This window comes from Nocardioides sp. W7 (assembly GCF_022919075.1).
In the GTDB taxonomy this organism is placed as follows: Bacteria; Actinomycetota; Actinomycetes; order Propionibacteriales; family Nocardioidaceae; genus Nocardioides.
In genome coordinates this window covers 1,221,722-1,240,468 of the sequence record NZ_CP095078.1, presented here as the reverse complement: position 1 = coordinate 1,240,468, position 18,747 = coordinate 1,221,722, and the positions used below count along the sequence as shown (strand labels likewise).

Genomic DNA, 18,747 nt, shown 5'->3' with positions numbered 1-18,747 from the left:
CTGCTCAGTACTGGCGGTCCGGGAGGGCGGCCTTGGCCTGCTCCTGGTCGAAGGTGCCCTCCTCGGTGAGGACACGGGGCTCGACCTCCTCGCCGGCGACGACCTTCTCGGCCAGGTCCATCAGCTGCGGACCGAGCAGCGGGTTGCACTCGACGATGAAGTTGATCTTGCCCTCGGCGAGGGCGGTCATCCCGTCCTTGACGGCGTCGACAGTGATGATCTTGATGTCCACGCCGGGCTTCTTGCCGGCCGCCTCGATCGCCTCGATCGCCCCCAGGCCCATGTCGTCGTTGTGGGCGTAGACGACGTCGATCGTGTCGTCGGACTGCAGGAAGGACTCCATGACCTGCTTGCCGCCGTCGCGGGTGAAGTCGCCGGTCTGCGAGGCGGTGACCTCGATGGTGGGTTCCGAGCCGGTGGTCGAGGCGAAGCCCTCCGCGCGGTCGATCGCCGGGGCCGCACCGGTGGTCCCCTCCAGCTGGACGACGTTGATCTTGCCGTCGCCATTGGTGTCGGAGTCGGCCGCGTTGTCGACCAGCCACTGGCCGGCCTTCTCGCCCTCGACGACGAAGTCGGAGCCGAGGAAGGTCTTGTAGAGGGAGGTGTCCTCGGAGTCGACCGCGCGGTCGGTGAGGATCACCGGGATGTTGGCGGCCTTGGCCTCCTGCAGGACGGCGTCCCAGCCGGTCTCGACGACCGGGCTGAAGGCGATGACGTCGACCTTCTGCTGGATGTAGGACCGGATCGCCTGGATCTGGTTCTCCTGCTTGCCCTGGGCGTCGGTGAACTTCAGGTCGACACCCTCGGCGTCGGCCGACTCCTCGATGGACTTGGTGTTGGCGGTGCGCCAACCACTCTCGGCACCGACCTGGGCGAAGCCCATGGTGATCGCACCGCCGCTGTCTTCGCCCTTGCTGTCGCTGTCCGAGTCGCCCCCGCAGGCGGTGAGCGCGAAGGCGCTCAGGGAGATCGCGCTCGCGGCGATCAGAGTCTTCTTCAGCACTGGTCTTCCTCCAGATCGACGGGCTCTCACCCTGTGACCGGTGTCACTGATGGACGAGTGTGAGCGCTAACATTCACCCTCGTCAAGCCCTGTCGAGGGGTTTCATCCGGAAAATGTGAACGCTCACTTGGCGGCTGACCCAGGAACGTTCCACGGCCCGGCAACCCACCCGGCCGCTTCTGCCGTCCTCTCGCTCTCGAGGTTCTCGGCGGTCATCACCTGCCGGGGCCGGGCCCTGCGGGCGCGGCCCGAGAGCCCCCACGGGCTCGCTCAGGGGGTGCGGATCAGGGGGTGCGGGTCAGGGCGAGCCGGTCAGGGCGTGCCGGGCGCGACGGAGAACTCCCACTCCAGGGTCGCCCGGTAGGTCTCGCCCGGCCCGACCTGCGCGGACGGCCACGCGGGCCGGTTCGGCGAGTCGGGGAAGAGCTGCGGCTCCAGGGCGATGCCGTCACCCTGGCGGTAGCGGCCGCGACCCGTCGACGGGTCGGTGCCGTCGAGGAAGTTGCCGGTGTAGACCTGCAGACCGGGCTGGTCGGATCGGAGCTCCAGCCCGATGCCGGAACGATCCGACGCGAGGGCCGCGTGGACCCGCATCCCGGCGCCTCGGACGACGTAGTTGTGGTCGATCCCGCGGGCGTCGAGAAGCTGGGGGTGGTCGCGACGCAGGGCCGGACCGATCGGCGCCGGGTCGCGGAAGTCGAACGGCGTGCCCCCGACCGGGGCATGCCCCCCGAGCGGGATGCCGGCGGCATCGACGGGGGTGTACTCGTCCGCGGCGAGCGTCAGGACGTGGTCGTCGACGGTGCCGGCACCCTCGCCGTCGAGGTTGAAGTACGCGTGGTTGGTGAGATTGAGGACGGTCGGCGCGTCGGTCGTCGCCTCCAGCTCCACCCGGACCACGGCACCCTCGACGCGGTAGCGCACCAGCACCGAGACCGCGCCTGGGAAGCCCTGGTCCCCGTCCGGGCTGAGCAGCGCCAGTGCGACCTCGTCCGGCGCTTGGGCGACGACGTCCCAGAGCCGGCGGTCGAAGCCGTCCGGCCCGCCGTGCAGGCTGTTGCCGCGGTCGTGGGTGTCGACGACCACCTCGCGGCCGGCGAGCGGGAAGCGCCCACCGGCGATCCGGTTGGCGTAGCGGCCGATGGTGCCACCGAGGTACGCCGTGCTCGCGAGCCGGTCGGCCGCCGAGGCGTGGCCGAGGACGACGTTGCGACGCAGCCCGTCGGAGCCGGCCACCTCCAGCCGGTGCACGGTGGCGCCCAGCGTGAGCACCTCGACGAGCGGCCCGGGCGCCGCCCCGATGGTCACCGACCGGACCGGGCGCCCGTCCGGCAGCACGTCGAACGGGAGTCCGGGCGGCGCCTGCGTCATGATGTGAACGCTAACATCAGCGGGTGGCGGGCGCGCCCGACGACGCCCGGACGACGAGGGACGGCCGGACCAGGTCCGCCACCGGCTCCCCCTCACCCGCGAGGGCCCGCAGGGTCAGCGCGACGGCGCTCCGCCCGAGCACCGAGAACTCCTGGCTGACGGTCGTCAGGCCGGGCCAGTAGTACGCCGCCTCGGGCACGTCGTCGAAGCCCACGACGCTCACCCGGCCGGGCACGTCGACCCCGCGCTCGTGCAGGGCCCGGAGCACCCCCAGGGCCATCGCGTCGTTGGCCGCGAACACCGCGGTCACGTCGGGGTCGTCCGCGATCCGCTGACCGGCGTCGTAGCCGCTGCGAGCGGACCAGTCGCCGGCGAGCTCGCGCCCCGGCAGCAGGTCCCGCCGGGCGTGCGCGTCCCGCCAGCCCGCGCGGCGTTGCCCGGCCTCGACCCACTCCAACGGACCGGTGACGTGGGCGACGTGTCGGTGGCCCAGGTCCAGCAGATGTTCGGTGGCCAGGAAGGCACCCGCCATCTGGTCGATGCCGGCGGCCATCGGCTGGCCGGCACTGACGCCCTGCACGAGTACCACGGGCACCGGCAGGTGCAGCGAGAGAGCGCGCTCGGTGGCCGTCGTGTGGGCGACGGCCACGACAAGCGCCTCCACGGCCTCGTCCAGCAGCCGGTCCACGGCCCCCTTCAGCGACTCGGGCGAGAAGTCGGAGACGCCGACCAGCGAGACGTCGTACCCCGCGTCGTGCCCGGCCTCCTGCACCGCCACCGCGATCATGCTCGGGCCGTGCAGCGCGAGGTGGGCCGAGATCATGCCGATCCGGCCCGACCGGTTCGTGGCGAGCATCCGCGCCGCGTTGTTGCGGCGGTAGCCCATCTCCTCGATCGCGGCCAGCACTCGGGCCCGGGTGTCGTCCTTGACGAGCGGCGAGTCGTTCAGGACGCGCGAGACCGTCTGGTGCGACACCCCCGCCTGCGCGGCAACCTCGGCCATGCTCGGCGAGCGCCGCCCGCTCCTCTCCCTGGGTCCCGGCATGCCCGCATCGTAGGCGCCGCCCCGGCCGTGTCGTCCTGCGAGTTGGCGGCGGTGGCGTCCGGGTCGAACGACGTCATCCGAGCTGGTCGTCACGGCCACCAGGTCGTACGGCGTCCGGTCGGGGCCCGCTGCGACACTGGCCCGCATGACAGACGTGGTCGTGGTGGGCGGGATCAACCAGGACGTGACCGTCCGGGTGGCGGTGCGGCCGGTGCCGGGCGAGACGGTGGTGGGCGCCGGACCGACGGTGAGTGCGGGTGGCAAGGGCGCCAACATGGCGACCGCCGCCGCGCGGGCCGGGGTGGCGGTGGCGGTCTGCGGGGCGGTCGGCGACGACGCCGCCGGGCGGGACCAGCTCGAGCAGCTGACCGCGGGCGGGGTCGCGATCGAGCACGTGGCGGTGCGCGCGGACGTCGCCACCGGCACCGCGCTGATCGTGGTCACCCCCGACGGCGAGAACTCCATCGTCGTCGGCACCGGAGCCAACGCGACCCTCACGTACGACGAGGTCGGGGCCGCCTGCGCGGGTGCCGCTGTCGTGCTCGCCCAGACCGAGGTCGGGGCCGGCCCGGTCGACGCGGCCGCTCGCGCCGTCGCCGCGTCCGGCGGCCGGCTGGTGCTCAGCCCGGCGCCCGTCGTACCCCTCGCGGCGGAGACGCTCGCCCTCGCCGATCCGCTCGTGGTGAACGAGTCCGAGGCCGCGGACCTGCTCGACGCGGAGAGCGTCGCCGACCTCGCCGCGGCGGTCCGCACCCGGGCCGGAGCCCGGTCGGTCGTGGTCACGCTCGGGTCCGCCGGGCTACGGGTGGCGGACGCCGACGGCAGCCGGCACCTGCCCGCCCCCCGCGTCGACGCGGTGGACACGACCGGTGCGGGCGACGTGCTCGCCGGCACCCTCGCCGCCGCGCTGGCCGGCGGGGCCGACCTCGACACGGCGCTGGTCGCCGCCCTCGAAGCAGCGTCGCTGTCCGTGCAGCACACCGGCGCCCGCCCCCACTGAGGGGACGGGCGCCGGCGCAGGGTCAGGCTCAGCGGACGCGGATCACCCGCGCCTTCGAGGACGACGCGGCCACCGTGGCCGAGCCGAGGTAGGCAGCGGTGATCCGGTGCTTGCCGGCCCGGCGGATCTTGACCGTGACGACCGCCCGGCCGTTGCGCAGGACGACCCGCTTCACGATCTTGCCGTCGACCCGGACCACGACCTTGCCGGTCGCCCTCGGGGAGGACGTCACGACTGTGGTGACCCGGACCGGCTTGCCCTTGCCCACCTTGGCCCGGTTCACGCTGACCTTGGTCCGCGAGCCCACCTTGGCCACCGGTGCGGTGGCCGTGGAGGTCGCCACGCCGGGCGCCTTGCCGGCCTTGGTCGCGGTCACCCGCACCGAGAGCCGCGTGCCGATGTCGGCCGTGCCCACCCGGTACGACGCCGCCGTCGCCCCGCCGATCGCCGAGCCGTCGCGCAGCCACTGGTAGGCGAACGACAGGCCCTTGGTGTTCCACGAGCCGGTGGTCGCACTCAGGGTCGCCGCCGGCCTCGCGGTCCCCGTGACCTGCGGCGCCACGATCGCGGTGACCGTGTCGACGTCGGCCAGGCTGACCGTCTCGTGCCGCATCGGCTCGACGTTGCCGGCCCGGTCCGTGGAGGCGAAGTCGACCGTGTGGTCGCCGAAGCCCTGGAGCGTGATCGGCTGCTCGCCGACCGTCGCCCAGGCACCACCGTCGATCCGGTAGACCGTCGACCCCACGCCGCTGGTGGCGTCCGTCGCGGCGAAGGCCAGGGTGGCGGAGTCCGCGCCCTCGACCCCCGCCCCGCGAGTCGCCGTCAGCGCCGTCGCCGGCGCCACGGTGTCGATGCCGACCTTCAGGGTCCGGGGGCCCGAGCCGTTGCCGGCCTCGTCGGTGGCCCGGTAGGTCAGCTCGTGCTCGCCCTCGCCGGTGACCGCGACCGGACCGTCGTACGACGTCCAGCCCGCACCGGCGCCGGTCTCGACGACGGGCGTGGCGTCCCGGTTGTCCTGGGCGCTCACGGCGACCTCGACGTCCGAGCGGTACCAGCCGTCGTCGCCGGGCGTGCCCGCGACGACCGTCGCGGAGACGTCGGGAGCCTGCGTGTCGCCCGGGACCTCCAGGACCCACGTGTCGGCGATCGACGGGTCGTGGAAGCCGGCGGCGTCGAGCGGGTACTCGTACCTGATCCGCACGTTGCCGTCGTTCTCCAGCACGGCCGGGTCGTCGACCAGGGCGTCGTACACCTTGATCCCCTGGCCGCCCTCGGTGCGCGGCACCAGCTGCGTCTTGACGCGGACGCCGTCGACGAACACGTCGTACTTCTTGGACCGCGCCGCGTCGAAGGTCTCGACGTTGCGGAGGATGAACGGCTCACCCTGCGGGACGTCCACCGTCACCGAGTACCACGAACCGGGGAAGTTCGAGTGCGCGTAGCGCCGGGTCAACCCCGCCTCGGTGTTGGTGCCGCTGCTCGAGGACGCCAGGATGCCGTGCGCGTTCTCCGAGCCCGGGTCGCCGAAGTCGACGTGGTCGACGAACGCCGCCGGCGGACGGGGCAGGTCGACGCTCACCGTGGCCTCCGAGGAGACCAGGCTGACGCCGCCCCGTCGTACGTCGACCGTGACCGGGACCGCTCCTCCGACCAGGTCGAGCGGGACCACGACCGGGACGTCGACGTCGACACTCTCCCCGGCGGGGATCAGGACGTCGGCCGAGGACACCGAGCGCCAGCCGGCGGGCAGGGTCAGCGCCACGTGGGCGCGAACGGCGGCCGAGCCGGTGTTGCTCACCGGCACCGTGACCGTCGCGTGGTCGCTCGGGTCGTCACCGTCGACGGCGGCCGTCACGGTGCCGACCGCGAGCCCGGAGGTCACGGTGACCCAGTCGGGCGTGGTGGTGGTGATCGTGTACGGCTCCCCGTCCACGACCAGGTCGAGGGAGAGTACGGCGTCGTACGCACCCGGGTCCTGCTGCCGTGAGGCGGTCAGGGACACCGGGAGCTGGACGGAGCCGCCGGCCGGGACCGAGGCGAGCGATGCGGTCGCCTCGCCGAGGCCGTCGACCGTGACCGTGCCCTCGAGGCCGGTCAGGGCGGTGGTCCCGTCGTTGGTCACCTCGATGGTGCCGGTGACGGTGCCGCCCGGGAGGACGGGGGCGCTGACCGGCGGGAGGGTCACGGTGACCCCCATCGACTCGGTCACCGCGGTCACCAGCTTGGCCTCGATCGCGGCGATCCGGTTGCCCAGGTCCGTGCGGACCTCGGCGGCGATGCCGGACCCGGCGACCCAGGTGCCGAGTGCGCGGACGTCGGCCAGGGCCGACTCCAGCGACGCGGTCACCGTGGCGCCGTCGCCCTCGATCGCCGCGAGCAGCGCGGCGCTCACGTCGTCGCCGATCGCGTCGACCGCGGCGTCGAGGTGCTCGCGGTCCGCAGCCTCCAGGTCGCCGGCCTCGTCGAGGTCGGCCACGTGGGCCTGCAGCGCGTCGAGGTCCTCCAGGATCGCGCCCATCAGGGCATTCCCCGACGTGACCGCGAAGTCGTAGCTGCCCGACCCGACCGTGACGGTGACGGTGTCCCCGTCGTCGGTGGCGCCGGTGACGCCGTCGACGCCGGTGAGCAGCGCGCCGCCCTCGGTGACCGAGTAGGTGTTCTCCGCGGGGAGCACGACCTCGGCAGTGGTGTTGACCGGGACATCGACGCGCAGATCGAGGTCCTCGCCGTCGAGCGTCCAGTCGGTACCGATCGGCCCGTAGACCGAGGCGTAGTCGCCACTGCCCCGGGTGAGCCCGCCGCCGACGACCGGGGCCACTCGGATCTTCTTGTAGCCCGCCTCGAGCGCGGTGATGCCGCCGATGTTCTGGTACATCCAGTCACCGACCGCGCCGTAGGCGTAGTGGTTGAAGGAGTTCATGTCGACCGGACCGAACTCGCCATTCGGCATGATCGTGTTCCAACGCTCCCACATCGTGGTGGCGCCCTTCGCGACCTCGTAGCCCCACGAGGGGTAGTCCTCGTGCAGCAGCATTGCGTAGGCCAGGTCGTCGCGGCCGATGCTGCTCAGCGCCGGAAGCAGCCACGGCGTGCCGAGGAAGCCGGTGGTGAGGTGGTTGTCGCTGCGCGCGAGCTTGGCGACGAACTTGGCGCCGACCTTCTCCCGCAGCTCGGAATCGTCCACGAGGTCCATGCCGAGCGCCATCGCGTAACCGGCCTGGCTGTTGCCGCTGACCGTGCCGTCGGAGTCCACGAGCGCGTCGGTGAACGCCGCGCGGATCGCGGTCGAGAGCGCGGCGTAGTCCTCCGCCTGGGCGTCCTCGCCGATGGCGGCCGCCATCTCGGACATCATCCGCGCGTCCTCGGCGAAGTACGCCGTGCTCAGCACGCTGGTGGGGGTCGGGTCGTCGAGGTTGAGCCAGTCCCCCCAGGTACCGCGGCCGGACTCGATGAGGTCCGCCCCGGCGCTGGTGCGCAGCAGGTCGTAGAACCGGGTCATGTCGTCCCAGTACTCCCGCACGATCGAGGCGTCTCCGGTGGACCGCCACACGGCGTGCGGGACGGTGATGCCTGCATCGGACCAGCCCGTGCCGGTCCCGGCCTTGAAGTTCGGCGTGGTGGGCGCGACGCCCTGGTAGTCGCCGTTGGCCTCCTGGGTGTCGCGCATGTCGGCCATCCACTTGGACAGGAACGCCCGGGTGTCGCGCAGGTAGCTCGCGGTGGGCGCGAAGACGTTGATGTCGCCCGACCAGCCCAGCCGCTCGTCGCGCGCCGGGGTGTCGGTCGGGACGGACAGGAAGTTGCCCCGCTGCCCCCACGAGATGTTGCTCAGCAGCTGGTTGAGCATCGGGTCGGACGTCTCGAGGTCACCGGTGGCCGTCAGGTCCGAGCCCCACACGACACCGGTCACGTCGGCAGCCGCGGGCGTGACCTGCGCGCCCGCGATCTCGACATAGCGGAAGCCGTGCTGGGAGAAGGTCGGCTCGTAGGTGACGGTCCCGTCCTCAGCGAAGGTGTAGGTGTCGGTGACCTTCGCGGAGCGGAGGTTGGCGTAGTACGGAGTCCCGTCGCGGTTGAGCTCCTCCGCGTAGCGGATGGTCACCGTGTCGCCGGCCTTGCCGGTCAGCACCATCCGGGCGACACCGACCATGTTCTGGCCGACGTCGTAGACGTGGCGGCCCGCAGCGGGCTCGGTGCGATCGATGGTCGGGAGCTCCTGGGTGGTGCGCACCGGCTCGTCGGGCTGCGGCACCACCAGGTCGGTAGCCGAGTCCTTGGCGTCGCTCGTGACCCAGCCGCCGTCGTCGTACCCGATGGTGTCCCAGCCGGTCCGGGCCGAGCGCGCGTCGTACGACTCGCCGTCGATGTTGTCGGCCTGGACGTAGGGACCCGACTGCGTGGTCCAGCCGGAGTCGTCGGTGTCGATCCACTCCGAGGTGCCGTCGGTGTAGTCGATCCGCAGCCGCGCCAGGAGGGAGTTCTCGTCGCCGTAGTTGCGGGTCTGCAGGTGGGCCACGCGACCGGACCACCAACCGCTGCCGAGCTCGGCACCGAAGGCGTTGGCACCGTCCTCCACCAGGTCCGTCACGTCGTAGGTCTGGTGCTGGATGCGGTCCTGGTAGTCGGTCCAGCCGGGGGCCAGGTGCTGGTCGCCGACGGCCCGGCCGTTGAGGCGCAGTTCGTAGACGCCGCGCGCGGTGGCGTACACCCGGGCCCGGGCCACCGCCTTGCCGGCTGCGGTCTCGAACTCGGTGCGCAGCAGCGGGAGGTTCTGGACGGGCGCGCGCCAGAGGGCGTCGACGCGCCCGTTGAAGCGGAGGCCCCCGTCGACGATCGTGCCGCCGGTGAACGGGTTGCCGTCCGAGAAGTCGGTGTCCAGCAGTGTCGCGCCCGCACTGTCGGTGACCCGCACCGCATGGATGGTCGACGTCTCCGGACCCTCCGTGGCCAGGTCGGAGCGGAAGCCCACGAAGCCGCGCGCGATCGTCGCGTCGGTCCGGGTGTCGATGGTGGTGCCGTCCAGCTTCGTCACGATGCTCGACCCGGCGACGGTGACGCTGAGGGTGTGCGAGCCCGTGCGGAGCGCCTGGGCCGAGATGACCGACGAGATGTCGACGTTGCCGATCAGGGAGTAGCCCCCGTTGACCTTGCGGTGCGGACGGAAGCGGGGAGTGCCGTCGGCGACGCTCAGCTGCCACATGTAGGCGTTGTTGAGATCTGCCGCGCGGACGTAGACCCCGAGGGCGAGGTTGTCGAGGGTGAAGTCGATGTCGGCGGTGTAGTCGCGCCAGCGGTCCAGCTCGGCATCGGCGTGAGCACCGATCCAGTCCGCGTCACCCCAGTCGGAGGCGTCCAGCATGCCGGTCTCGAACGACGCGGGCTCGCTCCACGCCGAGGCGGTGTCGGCGCCGTCCCAGGTCCGGACCTGCCACACGTACCGGGTCTGCGAGGTCAGGGCGGGCCCGTCGTACTGGACGTCGACCTGGCGGGCCGAGTCGACCTTGCCGGAGTCCCACACGTCCGCGGACTCGAGCGCGTCGTCGCTGCTCGCGACCCGGACCTGGTAGGCGCTCTGCACCACGCCGCGGGCCGACGAGGCGGCCTTCCAGCCCAGGCTCGGCGCGCCGCCGGGGATCCCCAGGGGGTCGACCCGCCCGTTCGTCGTCAGGCCCGTCACCTGCACGCTCGCTGCCTCGGCCGCGGCGGTGGCCGGAAGAGCCGGTGCCGCATACGCCGTGGCCGGTACGACGGCGCCGAGGCCGCCCACCAGGGCCAGCACGGCCAGCGCCGAGGTGCGGACCCGCACCGTGTCTGTCAGAACTCGTGTCACTGCGTCGTTCCCATCCCTCGTGCCCGGGGCGCCCGCCGGAGCGGCGCCGGATGACGTGACGGCAGTCACGACATTAGTGAACCGTTTCACAGTGCATGGTTCCGCCGCTAGGGATCTCTCCAGGTTGACGGAGTTCTGTCACGGTGGCCCACGCGGCCATCGCGCCAGATTCCAGGAAGGAGACCGACTTCCCAACCAGGCGTGACGACTGCCACAATCCGGGCAGTCTGCTGAATCGTTACATCCCATTGGATGAGGAGTCGCCGTGCCGGACCGCCCCGACGAGCTCACGCTCCGGATCCTGGCCCTGATCGCCGACGGCGCGACGGCCGCCGAGGCGGCAGCGGCCTGCAACGTCTCGGAGAGCACCCTGAACCGGCGACTCCAGGCGCTGCGCCGGCAGTGGGAGCTCGAGAACAACATGCAGGTCCTCGTCCGCGCGGTCCGGATCGGCCTGGTCTGAGCAGACCGGCGGTCAGCGCCCCGCCCGGCTGTAACGCGGTGTTCGACCGCCTGGTGCGGTGCCGCAGCACCGCACCAGGCCCGTGGACACCGCGTTACAGCGGCGACCGGGTGGGCCCTCAGGCGACCACGATCACGTGCAGGGTGCGCGGGCCGTGGACGCCCTCGACCCGGTCGAGCTCGATGTCGCTGGTGGCCGACGGGCCACTGATCCAGGTCAGCGGGCGGGCGGGGTCGAGGACGACGACGGCGTCGGGGACGTCGGCGACCACCTGGTCGGCGCGGACGATGCACACGTGCCGGTCCGGGACCAGGGTGATCGCGCGGCGGCCCTGGCCAGCGGTGTGGTCGAGCACGATGGTGCCGGTCTCGGCGATGCCGACCCGGGCATCGGTGACGACCACGTCGATGGCGTCGAGGTCATGGGCGCTCAGGGTGCCGTCGTCGACGGTCGCACCCTCGACGGCGACCGAGAGGCCCGCGGGCACGACGACCGTCGCTCCGGACGGCACCGCGGCGGCGACGACCGACGCGAGGTCCGCGGGCGTGCAGCGCTCCACGATCGCGCGGTAGTCCGCGACCCGCTCGGCGAACAGCTCGACGACCTCCGCCGCCGGGCGTACGGCGAGCCGCGGCGACTCGACCGGCTCGCGGTCGGGCTCCACGTCGGCCAGGGCGGCGCGGACCCGGCCCAGGATCTCCTCGCGGGCGGTGGTCATCGGCGTCCTCCGTCGGTGCGCTTCCACCACGCGCGGAAGGACTCCGCGGGTGGCGCGGGCAGGTCCCGCGCGCCGGTCCACTTCGCGGCGCCGGGCCCGGGGATCCGGCCGGCGGCCGGTCGGCCGCCAGGCAGCGTCGTACGACCGAAGCGGCCGATCACCCGCCCGGCCAGGCCGGACGCCCGCTCGGCCCAGGCGAGACGCCGCGCGTCGCCGAGGGCGTACGCCGCCCCCTTGAACGCGACCGCCTCCAGCTTCGGGACGGCGTCGTCGCGGTGCCCGTCGACGACCTTCGCGCGCAGGTGGACCAGCACCTCGGGGATGTCGATGCGCACCGGGCAGGCCTCGAAGCAGGCCCCGCAGAGCGAGGAGGCGTACGGCAGCGAGTCGGTCTGTGCGTCGCCGGTGCCCTTCAGCAGGGGGTTGAGGATCGCGCCGATCGGGCCGGGGTAGACCGAGCCGTAGGCGTGCCCGCCGGTGCGCTCGTAGACCGGGCACACGTTGAGGCAGGCCGAGCAGCGGATGCAGCGCAGCGCCTGCCGGCCGACGTCGTCGGCGAGCGCACGGGTGCGGCCGTTGTCGAGGAGTACGACGTGCACCTCCTGAGGTCCGTCGCCGGGGGTGACACCGGTCCAGGTCGACGTGTACGGATTCATCCGCTCGCCGGTGGAGGAGCGCGGCAGCAGCCGGAGCAGCGGGTCCAGCTCGGCCCAGGTGGGGACGACCTTCTCGATGCCGACCACGGAGACGAGCACCTCCGGCAGGGTCAGGCACATCCGGCCGTTGCCCTCGGACTCGACGACGACCAGGGTGCCGGTCTCGGCGACGGCGAAGTTCGCGCCGGAGACGGCGACCTTGGCGCGCAGGAACTTCTCGCGCAGGTGCTCGCGCGCGGCCCCCGCCAGCGCGGCCGGCTCGTCGGTGAGGTCGGCCGGGGCGGGCCGGCCGACCTTGCCCATCTCACGCAGGAAGATCTCGCGGATCTCGGCCCGGTTGCGGTGGATCGCCGGCACCAGGATGTGGCTCGGCAGGTCGTGGCCCAGCTGCACGATGATCTCGGCGAGGTCGGTCTCCCAGGCACTGATGCCCTCCGCCTCGAGGGCCTCGTTGAGGCCGATCTCGGCGGTGACCATCGACTTGACCTTCACGACCTCCTCGACCGCGTGCTTCTTGGCCACCGCGACGACGATGGCGTTCGCCTCGGCCGCGTCGCGCGCCCAGTGCACGGTCGCGCCGGCCGCGGTCAGTGCGGCCTCGAGCTGCACGAGGTTGCTCTCCAGGTCGCGCAGCGCGCGGTCCTTGACGCCGGCGCCGGCGAGCCGGAGGTCCTCCCACCCGCTGCCCGACGGCATGGACTCCTCGACCTCCTCGACCAGCCGCAGTCGCTTGGCCCGGATGACGCCGGTGGCGTGGGCCATGTTGTGCCGCAGCTGGGTGTTGCCCAGCGCCGCGCGCGCCGCCTCCGGGAAGGCCGGCATGCCCACGAACGTGCCGCTCATGCGGAGGCTCCCTCGGTCGAGGCCAGGATCTCGGCCAGGTGCATCACGCGTACGCCGGACCGCTCCCGCGACAGCACCCCGCCGATGTGCATCAGGCAGGAGTTGTCGCCCGCGACCAGCACCTCGGCGCCGGTCTCGCGGACGTGGCGGGCCTTGTCGGCGCCCATCGCGATCGAGGTGTCGGCATTCTTCACGGCGAAGGTGCCGCCGAAGCCGCAGCACTCCTCGGCCGCCGGCAGGTCGGCCAGCCGGATCCCGCGCACCTGCTCCAGCAGCCGTCGGGGCCGGTCGCCGACGCCGAGCATCCGCAGCGAGTGGCAGGTCGGGTGGTAGGTCACCCGGTGCGGGAAGTACGCGCCCACGTCGGTGACGCCCAGGACGTCGACGAGGAACTCGGTCAGCTCGTAGGTCTTCGGCGCGGTCTCGGCGACGGCGGCGACCAGGGCCGGGTCACCCGATCTCCGGGCGACGATCCCGTGCTGGTGCCGGGCCGAGCCGGCGCACGAGCCGGACGGCGTGACGATGGCGTCGTACCCCTCGAACGCGTCGACGAAGGTGCGCACCACCGGCACCGCCTCGTCGAGGTAGCCGGTGTTGACCATCGGCTGGGCGCAGCAGGTCTGTGCGGCCGGGAACTCCACGTCCACCCCGAGCCGGCGCAGCAGGGTCACGACGGCCTTCCCCGTCTCGGGGAACATCGCGTCGTTGACGCAGGTGACCATCAACGCGACGCGCATCCGACCTCTCCTCCAGAACTTGGGGCATCCTGTGGTCTGACCACAGGTTCCGACGATAGGCTGGGGCCCGCTGCGCCGTCAAACACCGGCGTACGACGAGCGTCGCGAGGAGACCGGGGTGCGCGCCTACAAGCAGGTCGTGGAGCGGGTCGAGGGGCAGATCCTGGCCGGCACCCTCAAGGTCGGGGACCGGCTGCCCGCCGAGCGTGACCTCGCCGTGCAGCTGCAGGTGTCGCGGGCCGCGGTCCGGGAGGCGATGCGGACCCTGGAGGCGCAGGGCGTCGTACGCTCCGGGGTCGGCTCGGGCCCGGACGCCGGCACCGTCGTCTCCGCGCTGCCGTCGGAGGCCCTGACCCGGGTGCTGCGCCTGCACGTCGCGCTGGCCAACTTCGCGATGGACGACGTGGTCGCCGCCCGGGTGATGCTGGAGCGCTCCAGCGCCGGGTTGGCCGCCGCGCACGCCTCGGCCGAGGCGCTGGCCGCGGTCGCCGAACCCCTCGAGGCGATGTCGGGCGAGCCGGACCGGCACGAGTTCAACGACCTCGACACGGCCTTCCACATCGCGATCGCCGAGGCCGGCGGCAACCGTCTGGTCGCCGACATGACGATCGCGATCCGCGAGGCGATGCGGCTGCCCATCCTGCGCGAGCTCGAGCAGCTCGGCGAGCGGTGGCCCGAGGTCCGCACCCGGCTGTGTGCCGAGCACCGGGCGATCCACGACGCCATCGCCGCCGGCGACCAGGTCCGCGCGGCGGAGCTGATGGAGGCGCACATCCACTCGGCTCGGCGGCTGCTCGCGCCGTAGCGCCCCGCCCGGGCCGAGGTCGTCGAGGAGACGCGGTCACACTCCCTCCCGCTCAGTCGTCAGCAGGGTGAGACGCAGGGATGGAAGGGTGGAGACCGTGGACCAGACAGACATCTTCGAGGCCGAGCGACCGCGCCTGGTGGGGATCGCGAGCCGGGTGCTCGGCGACCACGCCGAGGCCGAGGACGTCGTGCAGCAGGCGTGGCTGCGGCTGCACGGGACGGACGCCGAGATCGACAGCCTGCCGGCTTGGCTGACGACCGTGACCACCCGGCTCTGCCTCGACCGGCTGCGCTCGCGGACCCCTGTCCCCGTGGAGGAGGTCGAGCCCGAGGAGACGGTCGCCGATCCCGCGGACGACGTGGCACTCGCCGATACGGTCGGTCTCGCCCTGAACGTCGTGCTGGACCGGCTCGCCCCGCGCGAGCGCATCGCCTTCGTGCTCCACGACAGCTTCGGCTTCGAGTTCCCGACGATCGCGGCGCTCCTCGACACGACTCCGGTGGCCGCGCGCAAGCTGGCCTCCCGGGCCCGGGCCAAGGTCACCCAGCCGCATCCCGAGGACCGGCTCGCCGACTGGGAGGTGGTCGACGCGTTCATGGCCGCGGCCCGGAACGGCGACTTCGAGCAGCTGCTGCGCCTCCTCGCCCCGGATGCCGCCGTGACGGCCGACGACGCCGCCGTCCTGGTCGGCACCCCCCGGCAGCTCGACGGCCGCGACGAGGTGGCGACGTTCTTCAACGGCAGCGCCACCTCCGCGCTCCCGGTCTTCGTCGGCGACCGGCCCGGGTCCGCCTGGTTCCACCTCGGCGCGGCCAAGGTCCTCTTCGACTTCACCGTCGGCGACGGACTCGTGCAGGGCATCACCTTCCGAGCCGCGCCCGAGCTGCTCGCGCAGGTCGTACGGCGCGACGGCGGGCGGCCGCGCGGCTGACCCGGTCACACCCTGCACGTCCCGATCGTCAGCACCTCAGAAGCAGCAACCACATCCGAAGAAGGAGACACCATGAAGACCATGACCTGCCGAGCCCTCGGAGGGCCCTGCGACCTCGGGCACCACGGGGAGAGCGCCGACGACGTCATCAACGCCCAGGACCGCCACCTCAAGGAGAGGGAGAAGGCCGGCGACGCCACCCACCAGGAGGCCCGCAACGCCATGAAGAGCCGCTGGCGGCACCCCAAGAAGTCGATGGGCTGGTACAACGACACCAAGCGGGCCTTCGCCGACCTCCCCGAGGACTGAGGTCCCTCAGACCCGCAGCGACCGCTCGGCGTACGGCACCAGCCGGACCGGACCGACCAGCCCGTACGCCTGGCGGGCGGCGACGCCGTACACCTCGGGGGTGACCGTGCGCAGCCGGTTCAGCAGCGTGGAGGCCACCTCGACCTCGATGACGTTGCGGCCCCGGCGCAGCCGGCGGCCGAGGTCGACGGTCGTCCCGAGCACGTCGCACGGCGGCAGCCGGTCGCCGTTGACCGTGACCCGGAAGGTGTCGTTGACCTCCCCGAGCTCCAGCAGCGCGCCGTCGTCGTCGGTCCAGTCGCGGCCGAGGTCGAGGACGGTGCGATAGCGGCCGACCCCGGAGACGTCCTCGAGGCCCGGGAGCTGCGACCAGGGCGCCAGCGTCGTGAGGGTCGTCCGACGGACCGGCCGCACCGTGGTCGACGCGGTCGACCCGGGCTGCCAGTCCTCGAGGGCGAGCTCCCACGACGCGGGTACGACGGGCTCGCGGACGCGATCGACCGAGGTACGCACCACCCGTCCCGACGCCAGCGTGACGCTGTGCGCGCCCGCCGCGGTCGCCCGCAGGACCACCCGTGATCCGTCCCGGCGGACCGTGCCGGTCGACGCGACGACCGCCGGGGTGCGGTCGCCTCGGGCAGGAGCCGTCAGCGCGACCACGGTCGACTGGCCGGGCAGCAGGTCGACGGTGACCCGCACGCGATCGCCGTCCCGCTCGTAGGCCGCGACCGGCGTGACCGTGCCGGTCCACGCGTCGAGCAGGTAGGGCACCGACGAGCGGTCGGTGGCGGAGAGCCAGACGTCCTGGGTCACCCGGACCAGCTTGCGGTTCTCCGCGTGCTTGGCGTTGGCCAGGTAGTAGAGGTCGGTGTCGCCCTCGACGCGGCGCAGGTGCATGACGGTCGAGGTCTCGTGCGTCACGGCGGGCGTGACGCCGAGCGCGGCGAAGGCGGTCGGCAGCTCGACGTCCGTCAGCACGGAGCGAGTGGTCGGCAGCGCCGCGAGCGCGGCCAGCAGGGAGCGCAGCGTCGCGGTCTCCCCCGGCTGCGCCAGGCCCACCGGCTCCACCGTGGACCAGTCACCGAGCAGCACGACCGGCAGACCCGCCCGACCGAGCGACAGCACCTTCCGGGCGGTGGCCACGGCCATCGTCCGCTCGGCACCGCGGAACTGGTCCGGGCCGATCACCATGACCTGGTACGCCGGCCCGTCCGGCGCGAACCGCCCGCCCTGCACCCGCGCCAGCGGCAGGTCGAGCAGCGCCGGCGTGGCGAACGAGTGCGTCCAGCCGGTCGGGATGCCGACGTTGGTCGCCCAGGGCGCGCCGATGCCGGTGGAGGTCCAGCCCTTCTGGCGCAGGAAGACGATGTCGTGCTTCGGGGTGCCGGTCTGCAGGACCAGCTGCGTGCGGGCGAGGTAGCCGGCGATGTCGGGCATGTGCCGCCACTGAGGGGTCCGCGGGCCCCAGGCCTCGCCGTACCCGATCGCCCCGTTGTAGTACGGCGAGAAGGCGGCGAAGCCGGGCCAGGTGACATCCGGGGCGTCGGCGTACGCGAAGCCGTGCAGCACGCACTGGTTCACGCCGGCCGCGAAGATGCTGTTCAGCGTCTGGAGCGCGCGGTCCCAGGTCGTGTTGTAGGCGGCGCCGTTGTAGCAGGCGGCCTCGCAGGACAGGAGCGTGTGGCCGGCGAGGTCGCGGCCCCCGGACATCACCCGGTAGTCGTCCAGGTTCTTGAAGCCGAGCGACTCGGTCTCCGGCACGTCGAGCAGCGCGGCGTGCTCGACGGTGTCGGTCTCCAGTCCGTACGGCTGCACGCGCAGGCCCATCCCGAGCGAGCGCGCGAAGCGCTGGATCGGCAGCAGGTGGTGGTCGCGGTAGAGGTCGCTCAGCACCTGGTTGAAGTCGTCGCGGACCCGGGTGGTGGTGACGGCGTCGAAGGCGAAGAGGTACTTCTCGTGCGCCTCGACGACGACCGGCAGGAACGGCAGCAGGTCGTAGCCGGCCCGCTGCTCGAACTCGGCGAGCATCAGCGGCGTCCAGATGGTCGCGTCGGTCTCGATCTCGAGGGAGTCCTCGAAGAGGTGGCCGCCGGCCTTCCTCAGCAGCCGGCGCAGCTCGCGGTCGAGGATCCGGTCCTCCCACAGGTCGACGACGGCGGCGGAGCCGGCGGCGCTGAAGTGGTCGACGACGTACGACGGCGGGTCGGTGTGCGGCCCCGCCTCGGGCTCCTGCGCGGAGCCGCGGCGCCAGTACGACAGCAGCACCCAGGCGCCGTCGGCCGGGGCCGTCCAGGTCAGCCGGCCGTCGCGGACCCGGTCGGTGAGGTCGACGCGCGAGGCCGGGTCGAGCGTGGTGATCGCCTTGACCGTGCCGAGGTCGCGGTAGGCCTGCACGGCGACCAGCTCGCGGCGGGTGCTGGTCGCTGCGGCGGCGATGACGGGCGCGGGCACGACGTCGTCGTACGTCGCCCCCGCGGCGAGCGTGGTCTGGCCGTGGGCCAGCTCGGTGCAGGCGGCGTCGTCGTCGGGGGTGACGGTGGGGACCGCGGCGGGCCACGAGGGCCCGACCGTGATGTCGATGCGGACGTCGCGACGGGCGCCGCGGGCGAGGGCGGCCTTGACGCCGCGCACCCACGACGGCGTGCCCCACCCGTGCTGCGCGAGGTCCATCTCGATCCCGCGGGCGTTCAGGCTGTGCGTGACGTCCGCGATCTCCAGCACGCCGAAGCCCGCGTCGGCGACCTGGTCGACCTCGCGCTCGACCTCCCGCGGGTCGACCAGCCCGTTGGGCCACCACCACCGGAAGCCCGCCGCGGTCGCGGTGCCGGGCCGGGCGAAGGACCGCAGCAGGTCCTTGGCACCGGTCCGGCCGCGACCGTGGGCGCCCGCCGGAGCCGCGCCGGCCACGGCTGCGAGACCGAGGCCGGCGGCGGCTCCTCCGAACAGCGTCCGCCGACGAAGGGGATGAGGGGTCGGTCGGACGTCGTTCATCTGGGCTCCCGAGAGTGGAGGGTGAGTTCAGCCGAGGGTGGT

Annotated in this window: 13 protein-coding genes; 5 read left to right on the top strand and 8 right to left on the bottom strand. The window is 72.8% G+C overall.

The features are described 5' to 3' along the window. Positions 1 to 4: 4 nt before the first annotated feature. The 3 genes from MUB56_RS05885 to MUB56_RS05875 all read right to left on the bottom strand — a co-directional run bounded on the left by MUB56_RS05885 (position 5) and on the right by MUB56_RS05875 (position 3,419). Complete coding sequence (locus tag MUB56_RS05885) at positions 5 to 1,003, bottom strand: ABC transporter substrate-binding protein (protein WP_244930973.1); 999 nt, start codon at positions 1,001 to 1,003, stop codon at positions 5 to 7. Positions 1,004 to 1,315: 312 nt separating this feature from the next. Further along, the gene (locus MUB56_RS05880; protein ID WP_244930972.1) at positions 1,316 to 2,374 is read right to left on the bottom strand and encodes an aldose epimerase family protein; all 1,059 of its coding nucleotides are present in this window, start codon (positions 2,372 to 2,374) and stop codon (positions 1,316 to 1,318) included. 16 nt (positions 2,375 to 2,390) lie between these two features. Continuing rightward, positions 2,391 to 3,419: a LacI family DNA-binding transcriptional regulator gene (locus MUB56_RS05875; RefSeq protein ID WP_244930971.1), complete on the bottom strand. Its 1,029-nt coding sequence runs from the start codon at positions 3,417 to 3,419 to the stop codon at positions 2,391 to 2,393. Between the two features lie 145 nt (positions 3,420 to 3,564). Here MUB56_RS05875 and MUB56_RS05870 point away from each other — a divergent pair, with 145 nt between their 5' ends. Further along, positions 3,565 to 4,419 (top strand): PfkB family carbohydrate kinase, encoded by an 855-nt coding sequence (locus tag MUB56_RS05870; protein ID WP_244930970.1) that lies wholly within the window; start codon positions 3,565 to 3,567, stop codon positions 4,417 to 4,419. A gap of 28 nt (positions 4,420 to 4,447) precedes the next feature. Here the strand turns inward: MUB56_RS05870 and MUB56_RS05865 are convergent, their stop codons facing one another. Continuing rightward, positions 4,448 to 10,249 carry a family 78 glycoside hydrolase catalytic domain gene (locus MUB56_RS05865; RefSeq protein WP_244930969.1) on the bottom strand — a complete coding sequence of 1,934 codons (5,802 nt, stop codon included), beginning with the start codon at positions 10,247 to 10,249 and terminating at the stop codon, positions 4,448 to 4,450. 265 nt (positions 10,250 to 10,514) lie between these two features. Between MUB56_RS05865 and MUB56_RS05860 the strand changes: the two genes are divergently transcribed. Further along, positions 10,515 to 10,712: a helix-turn-helix domain-containing protein gene (locus MUB56_RS05860; protein WP_244930968.1), complete on the top strand. Its 198-nt coding sequence runs from the start codon at positions 10,515 to 10,517 to the stop codon at positions 10,710 to 10,712. 118 nt (positions 10,713 to 10,830) lie between these two features. Here the strand turns inward: MUB56_RS05860 and MUB56_RS05855 are convergent, their stop codons facing one another. The 3 genes from MUB56_RS05855 to MUB56_RS05845 are packed head-to-tail and all read right to left on the bottom strand — an operon-like array spanning position 10,831 to position 13,666. Further along, positions 10,831 to 11,430, bottom strand: a complete 600-nt coding sequence (locus MUB56_RS05855; protein WP_244930967.1) for an LUD domain-containing protein — start codon at positions 11,428 to 11,430, stop codon at positions 10,831 to 10,833. Next, on the bottom strand, positions 11,427 to 12,929 hold the full coding sequence (locus MUB56_RS05850; RefSeq protein WP_244930966.1) for a lactate utilization protein B: 1,503 nt from the start codon (positions 12,927 to 12,929) through the stop codon (positions 11,427 to 11,429). Before MUB56_RS05850 ends, MUB56_RS05855 begins: the two co-directional genes overlap by 4 nt. Next, on the bottom strand, positions 12,926 to 13,666 hold the full coding sequence (locus tag MUB56_RS05845; protein ID WP_244930965.1) for a (Fe-S)-binding protein: 741 nt from the start codon (positions 13,664 to 13,666) through the stop codon (positions 12,926 to 12,928). The genes MUB56_RS05850 and MUB56_RS05845 overlap by 4 nt, the downstream gene beginning before the upstream one ends. Before the next feature lie 118 nt (positions 13,667 to 13,784). Between MUB56_RS05845 and MUB56_RS05840 the strand changes: the two genes are divergently transcribed. The 3 genes from MUB56_RS05840 (at position 13,785) to MUB56_RS05830 (ending at position 15,714) form a co-directional block, all read left to right on the top strand. Further along, positions 13,785 to 14,471 (top strand): FCD domain-containing protein, encoded by a 687-nt coding sequence (locus MUB56_RS05840; RefSeq protein ID WP_244930964.1) that lies wholly within the window; start codon positions 13,785 to 13,787, stop codon positions 14,469 to 14,471. Positions 14,472 to 14,568: 97 nt separating this feature from the next. Beyond that, positions 14,569 to 15,405 carry a sigma-70 family RNA polymerase sigma factor gene (locus MUB56_RS05835; protein ID WP_244930963.1) on the top strand — a complete coding sequence of 279 codons (837 nt, stop codon included), beginning with the start codon at positions 14,569 to 14,571 and terminating at the stop codon, positions 15,403 to 15,405. Between the two features lie 72 nt (positions 15,406 to 15,477). Further along, entirely contained in the window at positions 15,478 to 15,714 is a 237-nt protein-coding gene (locus tag MUB56_RS05830) for a hypothetical protein (RefSeq protein ID WP_244930962.1), read from the top strand. A gap of 6 nt (positions 15,715 to 15,720) precedes the next feature. Here MUB56_RS05830 and MUB56_RS05825 read toward each other — a convergent pair whose 3' ends face one another. Then, positions 15,721 to 18,705, bottom strand: coding sequence for a glycosyl hydrolase (locus MUB56_RS05825; protein ID WP_244930961.1), 2,985 nt, complete (start codon positions 18,703 to 18,705; stop codon positions 15,721 to 15,723). Positions 18,706 to 18,747: the final 42 nt, after the last annotated feature.

Excerpts from the sequence above, each read along its gene's own strand:
- MUB56_RS05880 (WP_244930972.1), bottom strand. The coding sequence starts at position 2,374 with ATGACGCAGGCGCCGCCCGGACTCCCGTTCGACGTGCTGCCGGACGGG.
- MUB56_RS05875 (WP_244930971.1), bottom strand. The coding sequence starts at position 3,419 with ATGCCGGGACCCAGGGAGAGGAGCGGGCGGCGCTCGCCGAGCATGGCC.
- MUB56_RS05870 (WP_244930970.1), top strand. The coding sequence starts at position 3,565 with ATGACAGACGTGGTCGTGGTGGGCGGGATCAACCAGGACGTGACCGTC.
- MUB56_RS05855 (WP_244930967.1), bottom strand. The coding sequence starts at position 11,430 with ATGACCACCGCCCGCGAGGAGATCCTGGGCCGGGTCCGCGCCGCCCTG.
- MUB56_RS05850 (WP_244930966.1), bottom strand. The coding sequence starts at position 12,929 with ATGAGCGGCACGTTCGTGGGCATGCCGGCCTTCCCGGAGGCGGCGCGC.
- MUB56_RS05845 (WP_244930965.1), bottom strand. The coding sequence starts at position 13,666 with ATGCGCGTCGCGTTGATGGTCACCTGCGTCAACGACGCGATGTTCCCC.
- MUB56_RS05830 (WP_244930962.1), top strand. The coding sequence starts at position 15,478 with ATGAAGACCATGACCTGCCGAGCCCTCGGAGGGCCCTGCGACCTCGGG.
- MUB56_RS05825 (WP_244930961.1), bottom strand. The coding sequence starts at position 18,705 with ATGAACGACGTCCGACCGACCCCTCATCCCCTTCGTCGGCGGACGCTG.